The organism is Sorangium sp. So ce363 (assembly GCF_051520435.1).
In the GTDB taxonomy this organism is placed as follows: Bacteria; Myxococcota_A; Polyangia; order Polyangiales; family Polyangiaceae; genus Sorangium; species Sorangium cellulosum_B.
On the sequence record NZ_CP150333.1, the window covers coordinates 1177198 to 1191826 of the forward strand.

The window sequence follows — 14629 nt, forward strand, 5'->3', positions numbered from 1 at the left end:
CGCGTCCAAGCTCCTCCACGCGCGTCCATGCGCGTGGAGGAGCTTGATGACGGTCGCGGCGGCCTCGGGTAGGCTGCGCGGCGCAGCATAAAGAAGGGTGGTGATTCGTGCGCGTGCTCCATGTTCTTCATACGTCGCTGCCTGTCATTGCGGGATACACGATCCGCAGCGACTACATCATCAAGCACCAGGCCGAGCACGGGATGCGGCCGGCGGTGGTGACGTCGGCGCAGCAGGGGTCCGGGGATGCGCTGAAGGACGAGATCGGCGGCATCTCGTACTGGCGGACGCGCGAGCCTACCGGCAAGAAGCTGCCGCTGGTCAGGGAGCTCCAGCTCGTGCGGGCGCTGGAGGCGCGCGTCGAGGACGCGATCCGGGAGTTTCAGCCCGATCTCGTGCACGCGCACTCGCCGATGCTCGTCGGGCTGCCGGCGCTCGCGGCGGCGCGCCGCTTCGGGCTGCCGCTCGTCTACGAGGTGCGCGACCTCTGGGAGAACGCCTCCGTCGACCGGGGCAAATTCAAAGAGGACTCGGCGCCTTACAAGATCGCGGCCGGCCTCGAGACGATCGTCTACAAGTACGCTGACGCGACGGTGACGATCTGCGAGGCCCTGAAGAGCGCTGTCGCGCCGCGGGTGCGCAGCACGGACGCGCTCCACGTCGTGGGCAACGGCGTCGACTCGGACAAGTTCGCGCCGCGGGAGGCCCCGCCCGGCGCCTGGGAGCGCTTCGGGCTCGCCGGGAAGAAGCTCATCGGCTACGTCGGCACCTTCCAGCCGTACGAGGGGCTCCAGACGCTCATCGCGGCGATCGGCGACATCGCGCGGGAGATCCCGGACGCGCACGTCGTGATCACCGGGGCCGGCGGCCAGGAGATGGAGCTCAAGGCGTTCGCCCGCGAGCGAGGGGTGGAGTCCAAGGTGACCTTCACCGGGCGGGTGCCGCACGACGAGGTGTTCAACATCTACGCGATGGCGAGCCTGCTCGTGTATCCCCGCATCCGGACCCGGACGACCGAGCTGACGACGCCGCTGAAGCCGCTCGAGGCGATGGCCATGGCCCGGCCCGTGATGGTGAGCGACGTCGCGGCCATGGGGGAGCTCGTCCGTTATGGCGAGACCGGGTTCGTCTTCAAGGCGGGCGACAGCGCCGACCTCACGAGGCGGTGTGTGGAGGCGCTCAAGGACCCGGCGCGCCTCGAGCAGGTCGGCAAGAACGCGCGGGCGTGGATCCTCAAGGAGCGGCAGTGGCCCACGCTGCTCTCGCGGTACGAGACCATCTACGAGCAGGCGATCGCCGTGCGGCGCGGACAGGGCAAGTCGCGCGTCGGCGAGCCGCGCGCGGCGTGAAGGGCGGCGACCCCAGCCCGGGCTTCCCACGGCCGACGGCCAGCGTCGCTGCCGCGTGAGCGTCGCGATCCCTAGGCGCGTCCTCGCGCGATCCGGGGTATGATCACGCGGCCCCATCCCGCCCCTTCGGGAACTGGCAGGAGGTCTCTCAACGTGTTCGAGATCAAAGTCGACCGGATCATCGCCATGGTGGATTTCGTCCTCGAGGGGCGTGTCCGCCTCGAGGAGATGGAGAACTTCGTCAGCGAGCTGAGGAAGGCGTGCGAGAGCCTCCAGGGCCGGGAGATCAAGATCAAGGCCGATGTCCGCGGGTTCAGGCCGATGTCCCCCGATGTGGCGGAGAAGATCCGCGCCGTCCAGGAGTTCGGCCTGGAGCTCGGGGTGATGCGCGTCGCCGAGATCATCGAGAGCGACATCGTCGCGCTCCAGCTGAACCGCGTGGCGCGCGAGAGCGGCACGGACAAGGTCCTCCGGCGCTTCTGGGACGAGGACGCGGCCCACGAGTGGCTCCTCCACGGTGATCCGGAATAGCGCTGGGGCGCGGGCGACCCGTCACTAGAAGAGGGGCGGCGGGTCGGAGGGGTGCGGGGGGCGGTACTGCTTCAGGATCTCGGCCACGGCGTCTAGCGGCAGGGCCGGCGCGTGGTGTCCGCTGTGGCCGGTCATGTCGACGCCGCCGAACATCGCGTTGAGGATCGCCTCCTCCACCACGTCGACGGTGGCCTCGTAGAGCGCGTCGACCTCGGTGTCGAGGACGAGCTCGGCCATGTGCCGGCCCGGCGCGAGGGGGTGCACGCTGAGCGAGCGGCTCGACCGGGGGGCGCTCCACTGCTCGGTGGTGACGCGAGGCACCCGGTTCGCGGTGCTCCAGGCGAGGACGATCTCGCCCGAGTTGTTGGCCGCATACCCGCCGGTCCGGCCGATCGCGAGCGCGGCGCGCCGCGCGAGGCGCGCGAGCTGACGATGGATGAGCGGGGCGTCGGTGGCGACGAGCACGATGATCGAGCCGGCGGGGCCCCGCCGCGGGACGTGGTTGAAGCGGTCGCTGATGAGCCGCCCGACCGGGACCCCATCGACGCGGAGCAGCTCGCGATCGCCGAAGTTCGACAGCACGAGCGCCCCCACGAGGGCGTCGACCCCGCCGACAGGGACCGACCGGCTCGAGGTGCCGATCCCGCCCGCGAAGTGGAACGTCTGCATGCCCGTGCCGGCGCCGACGCACCCCTCGGCCACGGGGCCACCCCGGGCGTTGTCGATCGCCTCGTCGACGTCGGCCTGCGCCACGTGGCGCCCCACGGCGTCGTTGAGGAAGCTGTCGTCGCACTCGGCGACGACCGGGATCACGACGTCGTAGTCCTTGCCGATCTTGGGGTGCTTGCGCGAGAGCCACGCGACGGTCGCGTCGAGGACGCGGCCGACGCAGAGCGTGCTGCAGAGCAGGATCGGCGTCTCGCAGAGGCCCCACTCGTTGATCTGCGAGAGGCCGGTCACCTCGCCCGCGCCGTTGAGCACGTAGCTCGCGGTGAACACCCGATCGAGGAAGACGTCGCCGTCGGCCGGGACGACCGCGGTCACGCCCGTGCGCACCGGACCGAGGCCGGGGACGAGCTCGCCTTCGCCCTCGATCTTGGTCACGTGGTGGACCCGCACCCCAGGGACGTCCGTGATCGCGTTCTCCGGACCGGTCGGAAAGCGGCCGATCGCGAGGCCGAGATCGCGCAGCCGAGGGCGCCTGAGCGCGGTCGAGGGCGCGCTCATGGGCCGGCGACCTCGCCGTTCGCGACGGAGACCGTGTCGGAGAGGGGCGCGGCCTCCGCCGGGAGCGGCGCGGGCCCGGCGAGCGCAGGGCCGGGCGCGGCCAGCAGGCCCGGATCGGCGGCCGGCGAGGCGCCCGACGCGCTCGCGGAGGGCGCGGCGGCGCCCGCCGCAGGCGGCGCCGCGGTGAACGCGGGCCGCGGCGCCGTGGCGGCCCGGGCGTCGCGGTAGCGCTTGAGGCAGCCGGCCAGGATCTCGCCGATCAGCATCCGGTAATCCATCCCCGCGACCTTCGCGATCACGCAGAGATCGCTGAAGTCGGGCGTCAGGCCGGGCAGCGGGTTGATCTCGATGACGTACACCCTGCCGTCCTTCGTCATGCGCAGATCGACCCTGGCCACGTCGCGGCACCCGAGGGCCGCGAACGTGTCGCGCACGACCTTCTCGACGCGGCGGAGCTCCGACGGCGTGAGCTGCGCGGGGCACTCGAAGCGCACGCGCGGCGTGTCCGATTGCTTCTCGTCGTAGCCGTAGACGGGGTAGGCGGGCGGGTCGACGAAGACGACCTCCATCGGCGGCAGCACCTTCGGCCGCCGCTCCCCGAGCAGGCCCACGGTGAACTCGCGGCCCGTGATGTACTCCTCGATGAGGGCCGGCTGGTGGTAGCGATCGACCAGCTGCTTCGCCGCGGCGCGCGCGGCGGCCTCGTCCTTGACGACGGACGCGGAGGTGATCCCCTTCGAGGTCCCCTCGGCGTTGGGCTTCACGATCACCGGGTAGCGGAACGGCTTCAGCTTCTCGCGCCCGGTCGTGACCACCTGCCACTCGGCCGTGTCGATGCCGGCCGCCCGCAGGATCTGCTTCGTGAGGCCCTTGTCGAGGGCGAGCGAGAGCGTGGTCGCGTCCGAGCCGCTGTAGGGGATGCCGAGCAGCTCGCAGAGCGCCGGCACCTGCGCCTCGCGGCCGCGGCCGCGGAGCCCCTCGGCGATGTTGAAGACGACGTCGACCCCGGAAGCCGCGAGCGCGCGCGGCAGGTCCGGGGTCGCCTCGAGCGGGACCACGGTGTGGCCGTAGCTCTCGATGGCGCTCGCGATCGCCTGGATCGTGCGCGGCGAGTCGAACTCGGCCTCCAGGTCGTGCATCGTGCCGGGGCCCGCCTTGTCGGCCGCGGCCGTGTCGCTCCGCTTCATGTTGTAGGTGAAGCCGACGCGGAGCGCGGTCCGCTTCGCCCGGCGCGGCTGGTTGCTCTCCAGGAGCGGCAGGAGCCCCCGCCGCTTGCAGGCGCTCCTCACGATGGCCCGGATCACGCCGTCGAAGTCGACGCCGCGCTGCGCCGCCGCGACGAAGACGCTGGCGCCCGGCTGGAGGGTGGGCAGCCCGTCGACCTCGAGGAAGTGGACGTCGTGGCCCTGGCTGCGCGAGGGGGACGGCGTGACCCGGAACTCGCAGCGGGCGTGATCCTTGAGGTCCAGGGCGCGCACGACGCGCGCCGTGATGGCCCGGATGCGCTCGATCGTGGCCGCGGGCAGCTGCGCCGGCCGGCGCGTGACCTGCTCGGGCTTCGCGTGCTTCAGGTTGAAGTCGTACACGTTGTAGCTGCCCGGCACCTGGGGATCGATCACGAACTCGATCGGGGTGAGGACGCCCTCGGGGATGCCGGTGCCGCTCGAGCGCGCGCCGTTCGCCTCCTTGAGGCCGTCGACGAAGGCGCACGCGACGTCGATGCCGGCGATGTAGTGCTCGACGAGCAGGCCCGCCTCGAAGCGCGCGAGCTGCCGCTCGACGACCTCGGCGAGGTGGTGCGCGTCCTCGCAGACGCTCCACTCCCGGAAGATGCCCTTGGAGGAGCCCTCGAAATTCGGCTTCACGATGACGGGGAAGCTCATGTCGTCGAGCGCGCCGCTGTCCAGGGTGGTCCGGTTGACGAGGCGGGCGCGCGGGGTGGCGACGCCGTAGCTCGCGAGGACGCGCTTCGTGAGCGACTTGTCGAGCGCGACGTTCAGCGTGTAGGCGTCGGAGCCGGTGTACGGGATGCCGAGCTCGTCGAAGAGTGACGGATAGAACGCCTCGCGCGTCTTGCCCTTGTGACCTTCGGCTGTGTTGAAGATGAGGTCCGGCTGGAGCGCCTCGAGCCGGGCGAGGACCCGGGAGGCCGGGCCGCTGACCTCGATCCGCTCGACCTCGTGCCCGGCTCGCTCGAGCGCGCCGGCGATGGCGGCGATCGTCTCCGGGCTGTCGAACTCGGCTTCCTCGGCGGAGCCCGTGATCTTCAGGTTGTGCGTGAGCGCGATGCGCATGGTCTCTCCTGTGCCGGTCGTCCGGGCCGCGGCTCCCCCGGTGCTCTGCCGGAGGCGCACGCGCGTGCGAGGTTACGGCCAGCGGGCGTGATTTGCCGGGGAAAAAGCAGGAGAGCGCCGCTCGGGGTTCCGGGGCTCGGCGGGCTCCCGCTCGCGCGGAGGTCGTGCTAGCGACCCCGTGTGGATCGTTTCGCCGCACACGACGCCGACCGCTCTCCGCCGCCCGAGCCTGGCCTCCCTCACGAGGAGCTGAACGAGCCGCAGGCGCGCGCGGCCAGCCACGCGGCGGGGCCGCTCCTCATCTTCGCCGGCGCGGGGAGCGGCAAGACCCGCGTCATCGTGTACCGGATCGCGAACCTCATCGTCACGCACCGTGTCCCGCCCTACCGGATCCTGGCGGTGACGTTCACGAACAAGGCGGCGACCGAGATGAAGCGCCGGCTGGAGGGGCTCATCGGGGCCGACATCGTGAAGGACCTCTGGGTGGGCACGTTCCACGCGGTGTGCGCGCGCCTGTTGCGCCGGCACCACGAGGCGGCCGGGCTCGACAAGAACTTCGTCATTTACGACGACGACGATCAGCGGGCGGTCATGAACCGCGTGCTCAAGGAGCTCAACCTCGACGATCGGCGCTATCCGCCCCGCCAGGTGCTCTCGCGCATCCACGCGGAGAAGCAGGAGGGGCGGGGGCCCGCCGAGTTCGAGCGGAAGGGCTACTTCGACGACGCGATCGCGCGGTGCTTCGAGGCGTACGAGCGGCACCTCAAGGCGGCGAGCGCGGTGGACTTCGACGACCTGCTGCTCTCCGTGCTGCGCATCGCGGAGGACCCGACGAGCTACGCCGGCGAGGATCTCCGGGGGCGCTTCCGGCACGTGCTCGTGGACGAGTTCCAGGACGTGAACCAGGTGCAGTACCGGCTCGTCCGGGCGTTCTGCAAGAGCCACGACAACCTCTGCGTGGTCGGCGACGACGACCAGAGCATCTATCGCTGGCGCGGCGCGGACGTCCGGATCGTCCGCGGCTTCCGGCGCGATTTTCCGCACGCGACGGTGGTGAAGCTCGAGCAGAATTACCGCTCGATCGGGCACGTCGTGCGGGGCGCGCTCGGCGTGATCCGCCACGCGTCGGATCGCGAGCCGAAGGAGCTCTGGACGGCGAACCAGGACGGCACGCCGATCGACGTGGTGGCGGCGGACAGCGAGCACGACGAGGCGGCGTGGGTGGTCGAGTGCGTCCGCGAGCTCATCGCGGAGGGCGTCTCGCCGAACGAGATCGCGGTGTTCTACCGGATCCACGCGCAGTCGCGCGTGCTCGAGGAGGTGCTGCGCGAGGCGCGCATCCCGTACCAGATCATCGGGGGCACGCGCTTCTTCGAGCGGGCGGAGGTGAAGAACCTGCTCTCGTACCTCCGCGTGATCGCGAACCCCAAGAGCGACGTGGATCTCAACCGCATCATCAACGTGCCCGCCCGCAAGATCGGCCAGAGCACGGTCGACAAGCTCATCCAGGCGGCGGACCTGCTGGGCGTGTCGCTGTTCGAGGCGATCGATCCGCTCCTGGAGGGGCGGGTGCCGCCGTCGGCGATGCCGGGGGGCCAGCTGCCGCCGCTCGCGTCGGCGGCGAAGCGCAGCCTGCTCGGCTTCCGTGATCTGATCCACGGGCTCATGACCGAGGCGAAGAGCGCTTCGCCGAGCGCGCTGGCGGAGGAGGTGCTCGCGCGGTCGGGCTACGCCAAGGCGCTCGAGCAGGAGGACAGCGTCGAGTCGGAGGCGCGGCTCCAGAACTTGCGCGAGCTCGTGCAGTCGCTCGTCGACTACGAGCAGGAGGCGACCGCCGCGGGCGACGAGGCGACGCTCGCGGGCTACCTCGAGCGGGTGAGCCTGGTGTCGGACGTCGACGCGCTCGCGGACGTGCCCAAGGTGGCGATGATGACGATCCACGCCGCGAAGGGGCTGGAGTTCCACGCGGTGTTCCTGACCGGCATGGAGGAGGATCTGTTCCCGTTCCGGAGCCAGGATCCGAACCGCAAGGGCGACATCGAGGAGGAGCGCCGGCTGGCCTACGTCGCGATCACGCGGGCGCGCGAGCGGCTCTGGATCACACACGCGGCGCGGCGGGCGATCTTCGGCCAGACGCGTTACGGCTTGCCGAGCCGCTTCCTCGCGGATCTGCCGCCGGCCTCGGTGCGCGGGATCGCGACGCCCGCCAGCATGATGGCGCAGCGCCGGGTCGAGGGCGGGTTCGGCGGGGGCGGCGGGTACGCCGCGCCCGGGCTCCGGTTCGGCGGCCAGGAGCGCTCGTGGGAGGGCCGCGAGCGGAGACCCGGGGCGCAGGCGGACGAGCGGTTCGCAGGGGCGCGGTTCTCGCGGGAGGGCGAGCCGGCGAGGGGGGCGATGGCGCGCGGCATGGACGTCCCCGACCGGGCGCCGGGCGAGCGGTACGTCGAGCGGGAGGCGGTCGACCCGGGCGCCGAGGGCGGCGAGGGGCTCGCGTTGCGGCGCGGGATGCGGGTGTACCACGAGCGGTTCGGGCCGGGCGTGGTCGAGAGCGTGGATCCTGGGGCCGATCCGATCGCGACCGTGAAGTTCTCCGGGTGGGGGAAGAAGCGGATCAAGGTGGCGTTCCTGCGCGCCGGGCCGTGAGAGGGGCGGGCTCTGGCAGCGCGTTGACCAGGGACGGTTCCGGCCGCGCGGGAAGTGCGGCCCAGCGGCCGGGCCCCTGAGAGGGGCCCTGAGCGACCCGGTGTCAGCGGCTGGACGCGGCCGCGGCGGTGGACGTGGCGAGGCGCCGAAAATGCTCGATGCTGAGGAGGTTGCACAGGCTCTCCAGGTGCTGCCGGCGCGCCCTGTGCTCGTCCAGCAGGCGGGCGACGGGCTCGTGTCCGAGCAGGTCCACGGCGATGCTGTCTCGCGAGAGGAGCACGTCGCGCGCGTGGTCGTGGAGCGGCCCCGCGAGCATGTCGGCGCGCATGGCGTCCGCCGAGCGGCGCTTCTTGCCGGAGCGGCCGCGCCACGCGGTCGCCGCTCGCCAGAGCTCGCCGGTGACATAGAGCAGATCGCGCGCGAGCAGGCGTGTGAGCCCGGGCCCCTGGAGCGGAAGCAGGGAGTTGTCGTTCACGAGGATGCCGCGCGCGGACGGCAAGAAGCGGCGAACGATGGCGTCGTGGAGGCCCGCGTGCGTGCCAATCGGGGAGGGCAGGCCGAACGCCAGCCGCACGACGGATGGGCTCGCGTACGGGGAGAAGGTCTTCCACCAGGCGAAACGCGAGGTGATCGCGCCCCAGCGGCCATACCGCTCGAAGAGGTAGAATTGATCGAGCACGTCGTGGAGGTCGGGCGAGCGCCGGAACATCGCCTCGACCACCGAGCGGGTGCGCTCGCGGACGGCGGCCAGAGGATCGGGTGAGCGAAAGCTCAGCGCTGTCGGGCGGCGCCACTTCCGGACGAAGAAGGCCGTGACGTCGTCCGCGTTGGCGCGGGCCACCCGCGTGTATTGGCCGGGGCGAGCATAGTAATAGCCACGGAAGATCTCGCCTCCACCCCCTTCGAAGCCCAGGGGGCGGTCGTCCCAGCTCGGATACCTGTCAATCGCGCGCTTGGCGCTGGAATCGCCGTTCATGTGAAACGCGATGAGATCCGCGTGACGGCTGAAATCGTCGTGGATGGGCAGATCCAGCTCGCGGTGCTCGTGGCGTACGCCCACGAGGGCGGCGATGCGCCTGGCCACGCGCACGTCGAGGCTGTCGGTCGCGCCGGTGGTCTTGGCGACGATGCGCTCCGCCGGCACGATCGACGCGACCAGCGCAAAAGCCGCGCGGCTGTCGATGCCCGCGGTCAGATCGGCGCGGACCGTGTCGCAGCCCGCCGCGGCGAAGCGCGTGTTCTCGCGCATGGTGTCGACGATCCGGTCGATTCGCTCCCGGACCGCGGCCGCGTCACGGGCGTCGATGCGGCGCTCGAACAGCCCGAGCGGCGCGGGGAGCCGCTCCAGGCGGCCGCCCCGCAGGCGCAGCCAGTGCGCCGGATCGCCCGGCTCGACGCGCGCGAGCAGCGGCCGCCCGCCGATGGACCAGTCCGCGGTGATGATCGAGCACGCCGAGGCGTGGTCGATCTCGACAGGGCACGCCCCGGTCGCCACGAGCGCGACATCGTGCGGAGAGACGTAGAGGACCCCGTCCGCGTGCAGGGTGCGCAGCGCCCGGCGGCCGAGCAGATCCGAGATCACCGAGGCCGTGCGCTCCTCGCGGTCGACGACGATGGCGGAGAAATTGCCATCGAGCGCAGCCACCGCGTCCCCGCCGCCCGACGTCCAGGCGCGGAGGACGGCCCTCGCGGGCGCAGCCCTGGATTCGCCCTGCAGCTCGCCGAACAACAGCACAGCGTGCGTGTCGGTGACCACCTGATCGAGCAGGGCGAGCCGCGCCCGCGGCTCCGGCGTGAGGAGCGCCCACCCGCCGCCCACCTCTGGCAGGACCTCCACCGTTATCCGGGGCTCCGGGCCCATGGAGGACATCCGCTCGCCGACGAGGAGCGCCGCGCGGCGAAGAAACGCGCCGGGATCGCGGTCGCTCGCGTCCGGCAGGTTGAAGGCGGCGATGAACGAAATCAAGGTATCCTCACCTGATCTGTGATGCCCGCCCAGCAAAGCGGGTGATGGCGAGCGGCCGCGACGAGCGCTTCGCGCGCGAGGAGGGCCAGCGACGGGAAGGGCTCATGCGCGCGCGAATCTAGCCGGAGCTCCGCCATGGCCGCAAGCGACGGCCGAGACGACGCCGCGCGGCCTCTCGCACGCAGCGCGCCGGCCGGGGAAGGCATCCCCGCTCCCCCCCACCCTGGTACAAAGTCCCCAGGGCGGCGAGGAAACAACGCACCTCGACCTAGAGCAGAGCGGCGGTCACCCGCTTCGGATACGGGCCCAGATCGGCGTTTTCGGCGCGGAAGCGCACTCCGGTGCGCTGAGCACCGAAAACGTCGAGGTGGGCCCGTATCCGAAGCGGGTGACCGCCGCTCTAGAGCCACACCTCGCCTAGCAGCGGGAGCACGCCCATCCTCACATCGCGCGACGCCCGGCCGAGGCGCTCTGCCAGGCGCTCTCCCTGCATCGCGGGGAGCGCGACGGCAGGGCGATCGAGGGGCAGAAAGAAATTGTCCCAGTGAGAGAAGAGCACCGCGCGCGGCGACAGGGCGCGCGCGACGCGCTCGGGGAAAGCGCTCGAGGTGGTCCAGCCGGCCACGCAGAGCAGGAGCAGGTCGGGCTCCCTGCAATCGAGGCCCGCCTCGACGAGCTCCGCGCTGCCCAGGTGGACGATGCGCCGGTCCGCGACCCGGATCTCCACCGCGAAGACGGCGCCGCACCGGTAACGCTCGGCCCGGAGCGGGACCTGGTCGCAATCGGAGATGTCGCCGGGGAAGGGGACCCGGCCGAGCAGCAGGCGGGCGTGAGCGCTCGGGAAGAAGCGCAGCTGGAACGGGCCGACCTCGTCGACCACGGGCTCGCCGCCCGGCGCGCGCTCGACGTCGCGCACGCGCGCCGCGGGGACGCCGGCGGCGCGGCAGAGCGCCGCCGCGGAGCGCGAGCCGAAGACCGTGGCCCCGGTGCGGAGCGCGATCTCCGGGATGTCGAGCGCGTGATCGAAATGGGTGTGGCCCGCGATGACGGCGTCGGCGCGCGGCGCGTGGCGCGCGATGGCGGCCACGTCGGGGACGAGCCGGCCGACCACGCAACGGCGGAGCGAAGCGCGCGTGAGATAGGGATCGATGAGCACCACCGCGCCGGCGTGCTCGATCGCGAACCCCGCCGTGCCCAGCCACCGCACCCGGACCTCGCCCGCCGGCGCGAGCGATCGCGGAGAGAAGGTGTCGGCGATCATCGGCGCGGGCTCGTCCGGCCGGCAGACGGGGTGAGTCGTTGCGGCGTGCTCATCGAGATCGAGATCGAAACGTACGCCAGTGTCCGTGTTTCCGGCGACCGACGCTCGTCCGCTCGGTTACGATTGTCGGTCGTGGCAGACCGAACGCGCGTCGGCACGATCGCCGCCCTCGCCGCGCTGTACTTCGCACAGGGCATTCCGTTCGGCTTCCAGGCGACGGCGCTCCCCGTCTTCCTGCGGGCGAGCGGCGTCTCGCTCTCCGGCGTGGGCTTCGCCGGCGCGCTCGCGGTCCCGTGGGCGGCGAAGGCGCTCTGGGCGCCGCTCGTCGACCGCTACGGCTGGGAGCGGCTCGGCAGGCGCCGCTCGTGGATCCTGCCGCTCGGGGTGCTGCTCTCGCTCACGTGCGCGACCGCCGCGTTCGTCCCGCCGTCGCGCCACCTCGGCGCCCTGCTCGCGCTGGTCTTCCTGATGAACCTGCTCGCGGCCACCCAGGACATCGCGGTCGACGGGCTCGCGATCGACCTGCTCGGGCGCGGTGAGCTCGGCCTGGCGAACGCCGCGCAGGTGGTCGGCTACAAGGTCGGCATGCTCGTCGCGGGCGGGCTGCTCGTCTGGGCGAGCGCCTGGATCGGCTGGGGCGGTCAGTTCGGGGCGATGGCCGCGCTCGTCTTCCTCTCGGCGCTGGCCTCGCTCGCGCTGCGCGAGCCTCCCGCGAGCGAGGTCGAGGCGCACGCGCGCCGGTCGCTCCGCGAGGTGCTCGCGGCGGTCTTCGCCGCCCTGCGGGCGCCTGGCGCGCTCTGGGTCGTCGCCTTCCTCGGGACCTACAAGCTCGGCGAGGCGATGGTCGACATGATGTTCAAGCCGTTCCTCGTCGACGCCGGCTTCCCGCCGCACCGGATCGGCCTCTGGGTGGGCACGTACGGCCTCGTCGCGTCGATCGCCGGCTCGCTCGCGGGAGGCCTCCTGTCGCAGCGGATCCCGCTGCTCGCCGCCGTCGGGGTGACCTCGGCGCTGCGCACCGTCGCGATGGCGGGCGAGTGGTACCTCGCCGCGGCGGGGGCGCCCACCGCGGAGGCCGTCGTCGCGGTCACCGTGGCCGAGCACCTCTTCGGCGGCGCCCTGACGACGGCGGTGTTCGCTTTCATGATGTCGCGTGTCCGGCGGTCGGTCGGCGCGACGCACTACACGCTGCTGGCCAGCGTGGAGGTGCTCGGCAAATCGCCCGCTGTGTGGCTCTCGGGCGCCGTCGCCCAGCGGCTCGGCTATGCAGGCCTGTTCGCCCTGGGGACCGTGATCTCGGTCGCCTTTCTCGGGCTGCTCTTGCCGCTGCGGGAGCGGAGAGCGGGAGAGGAGTGAGCCGGCCCGGTCGTCCCATTTTGCCCCAGTGACCAATTTTGCCCCAGTTCCGTGACCTGGCGAAATTGAATCGTAGAAGCAAGACAGACGCCGAAGACGCCGAGACGCCGAAACGCAGGGGGAAAGAGGAGAGATGAAGAATTTTTGCTCTCTCCTCTTCCCTCGGCGCCCGCGGTGCCCACCATGGCTCTTTTTCTCACGAGATCAGTGGGACAGCCTTTTTCGTCGCGGCGCTGGCTGGTGCGAAAGACGATGATCCGCGCGCCCATTTCATGATATAACCAGACAGCGCTACGGCTGACTGCTGCAAGAATCGCTCGTGACCGCGCTCGCCCGACTTCATCCATCGATCGCCCGGCCGGCGACGCCCCTCATCCCCCAAGAGGGGTGAGATCCTCCTGGGGGCCAGGGAGGTCGAGGTCGGCCACGATCCGGGAGGCGAGCGCCTGGTAACGGCCGTCCCATTGTGCCGTCGTGCCGCACGCGCTGGTTGACGAATGACTCCTTCAGCGCTCCGCCTTCGGGCAAATGGAGCACCGTATCAGCATCGCCCAGTTTGGAAGAAGTATTTTCTAAGTCAACAGCGTGCGGCAGCTCGCCGCACAGCGCGGCGCCGCTATGCCGGCGCCGCAACGAGGAGCTCTCCTATGAGAACCGCCTATCTGTCGATCTCTGCCTCTGCGCTCGCGCTCGCCTCGATGATCTCCGGCTGCATGGCTACAGCCGAGCCGCACGACGATACCGAAGATGCCATCGGCGAGGGCGCGGCGGCGCTCGTCTCCTGCTCGGTGCTCCCCTCCGGCAACATCGTCACGAACGGCAGCTTCGAATCGCCGGACGTGTGGCCCGGCACGTCGTCGATCTACAACGGCTCGATCACCGGCTGGCAGGCTGCCTATGGTCAGATCCAGATCCATGACCACTCGAACGGCATGAACCCCGCGCACGGCGACCAGCACGTCGAGCTGGACGCCACGAACTCGAGCGGCATCTATCAGAACCTCACGACCGTCCCGGGAGCGACCTACCAGCTCCGGTTCGCCTTCGCCGCGCGCCCCGGCACGAGCGCGAGCCAGAACGTGCTAGGCGTCGTCTGGGGCGGCCAGCAGGTGGCCACGCTGACGACCGCCAGCTCCGCATGGGTCAATTACACCTATACCCTCGTGGCCTCCGGCACGACGACGCGCCTCCAGTTCAACGACCTGGGCATCTCGAACGGCCAGGGGACGCTGCTCGATAACATCACCGTGGTCGCCGCAGATACGGATCAGGACGGGGTGTTCGACTCGTGCGACAACTGCCCGGCGCTGGCCAACCCCTCCCAGGTCGACACGGACGCCGACGGCATCGGCGACGCCTGCGAGCCCCCCGCGCCCGCCGAGCCCGTGTGCGTGGTCGTGCAGCGCGGCACCTACGGGAGCGTGCAGGATGCGCATATCCAGCCCGGCGTCTCGTGGCCGTACGGCGATTACCCGTACGTCGTCATGAATACGTTCCCGGAGGGCGTGCAGCTGGGCGTGCTGGCCTTCGATCTGTCGTTCATCCCGGCGGGCTCCGACGTCGAATCCGCGACCCTCTCGCTGTCTCACACGTGGAAGGCGAGCGCCAGCACCATCGAGCTGCACCGCGTGAACGGCCCCTGGCAGGAGTCGACCGTGCACGCCGGCAACTTCCCCGGATACAACCCGGCCGTCGAGGCCTCGATCACCACCGTCGCCCAGGCGAGCGCCGTCGTGACCGCCAACGTGGCGGCCCTCGTCCAGTCCTGGGTGGATGGTTCCCCGAACCACGGCGTCGCGCTCCACGACGTGAACGGTCGGACCGACATCCGCTCGAGCGAGCAAACGAACATCGCCCCCCGGCCGAAGCTCGAGCTCTGCTACACGCCGGCCCAGTAGCGGGGTTCCGGCCGAGGTGCAGGGCACGCCGGGTCACGAGCTCTCGGACGTCCCGGGCGATCTCGGGATGTCGCCACGTCACGCCCCCTTCGTCACCTCGGCCA

At 71.2% G+C, this 14629-nt stretch carries 9 protein-coding genes; 5 read left to right on the top strand and 4 right to left on the bottom strand.

The window, feature by feature from the left end; genetic code table 11:
- Positions 1 to 107: 107 nt before the first annotated feature.
- Together WMF12_RS04420 and WMF12_RS04425 are read left to right on the top strand one after the other, a co-directional pair.
- Positions 108 to 1349 (top strand): glycosyltransferase, encoded by a 1242-nt coding sequence (locus WMF12_RS04420; protein ID WP_437744371.1) that lies wholly within the window; start codon positions 108 to 110, stop codon positions 1347 to 1349.
- 153 nt (positions 1350 to 1502) lie between these two features.
- Positions 1503 to 1880 carry an STAS/SEC14 domain-containing protein gene (locus WMF12_RS04425; RefSeq protein WP_272100194.1) on the top strand — a complete coding sequence of 126 codons (378 nt, stop codon included), beginning with the start codon at positions 1503 to 1505 and terminating at the stop codon, positions 1878 to 1880.
- Positions 1881 to 1904: 24 nt separating this feature from the next.
- Here WMF12_RS04425 and WMF12_RS04430 read toward each other — a convergent pair whose 3' ends face one another.
- Both WMF12_RS04430 and WMF12_RS04435 read right to left on the bottom strand, forming a co-directional pair.
- Positions 1905 to 3107, bottom strand: a complete 1203-nt coding sequence (locus WMF12_RS04430; RefSeq protein WP_437866198.1) for a P1 family peptidase — start codon at positions 3105 to 3107, stop codon at positions 1905 to 1907.
- The gene (locus tag WMF12_RS04435; protein WP_437866205.1) at positions 3104 to 5401 is read right to left on the bottom strand and encodes a D-alanine--D-alanine ligase family protein; all 2298 of its coding nucleotides are present in this window, start codon (positions 5399 to 5401) and stop codon (positions 3104 to 3106) included. Before WMF12_RS04435 ends, WMF12_RS04430 begins: the two co-directional genes overlap by 4 nt.
- 180 nt (positions 5402 to 5581) lie before the next feature.
- Between WMF12_RS04435 and WMF12_RS04440 the strand changes: the two genes are divergently transcribed.
- Entirely contained in the window at positions 5582 to 8044 is a 2463-nt protein-coding gene (locus WMF12_RS04440) for an ATP-dependent helicase (protein WP_437866215.1), read from the top strand.
- A gap of 103 nt (positions 8045 to 8147) precedes the next feature.
- On the opposite strand, the gene WMF12_RS04445 is transcribed toward WMF12_RS04440, so the two are convergent.
- Both WMF12_RS04445 and WMF12_RS04450 read right to left on the bottom strand, forming a co-directional pair.
- Positions 8148 to 10010, bottom strand: coding sequence for a hypothetical protein (locus tag WMF12_RS04445; protein ID WP_437866221.1), 1863 nt, complete (start codon positions 10008 to 10010; stop codon positions 8148 to 8150).
- 400 nt (positions 10011 to 10410) lie between these two features.
- Complete coding sequence (locus tag WMF12_RS04450) at positions 10411 to 11271, bottom strand: MBL fold metallo-hydrolase (RefSeq protein ID WP_437866231.1); 861 nt, start codon at positions 11269 to 11271, stop codon at positions 10411 to 10413.
- 132 nt (positions 11272 to 11403) lie between these two features.
- Here WMF12_RS04450 and WMF12_RS04455 point away from each other — a divergent pair, with 132 nt between their 5' ends.
- Together WMF12_RS04455 and WMF12_RS04460 are read left to right on the top strand one after the other, a co-directional pair.
- Positions 11404 to 12627: an MFS transporter gene (locus tag WMF12_RS04455; protein ID WP_437866237.1), complete on the top strand. Its 1224-nt coding sequence runs from the start codon at positions 11404 to 11406 to the stop codon at positions 12625 to 12627.
- 647 nt (positions 12628 to 13274) lie between these two features.
- On the top strand, positions 13275 to 14525 hold the full coding sequence (locus tag WMF12_RS04460; protein WP_437866249.1) for a DNRLRE domain-containing protein: 1251 nt from the start codon (positions 13275 to 13277) through the stop codon (positions 14523 to 14525).
- Positions 14526 to 14629 lie beyond the last annotated feature (104 nt).

Excerpts from the sequence above, each read along its gene's own strand:
- WMF12_RS04430 (WP_437866198.1), bottom strand. The coding sequence starts at position 3,107 with ATGAGCGCGCCCTCGACCGCGCTCAGGCGCCCTCGGCTGCGCGATCTC.
- WMF12_RS04450 (WP_437866231.1), bottom strand. The coding sequence starts at position 11,271 with ATGATCGCCGACACCTTCTCTCCGCGATCGCTCGCGCCGGCGGGCGAG.
- WMF12_RS04460 (WP_437866249.1), top strand. The coding sequence starts at position 13,275 with ATGAGAACCGCCTATCTGTCGATCTCTGCCTCTGCGCTCGCGCTCGCC.
- WMF12_RS04435 (WP_437866205.1), bottom strand. The coding sequence starts at position 5,401 with ATGCGCATCGCGCTCACGCACAACCTGAAGATCACGGGCTCCGCCGAG.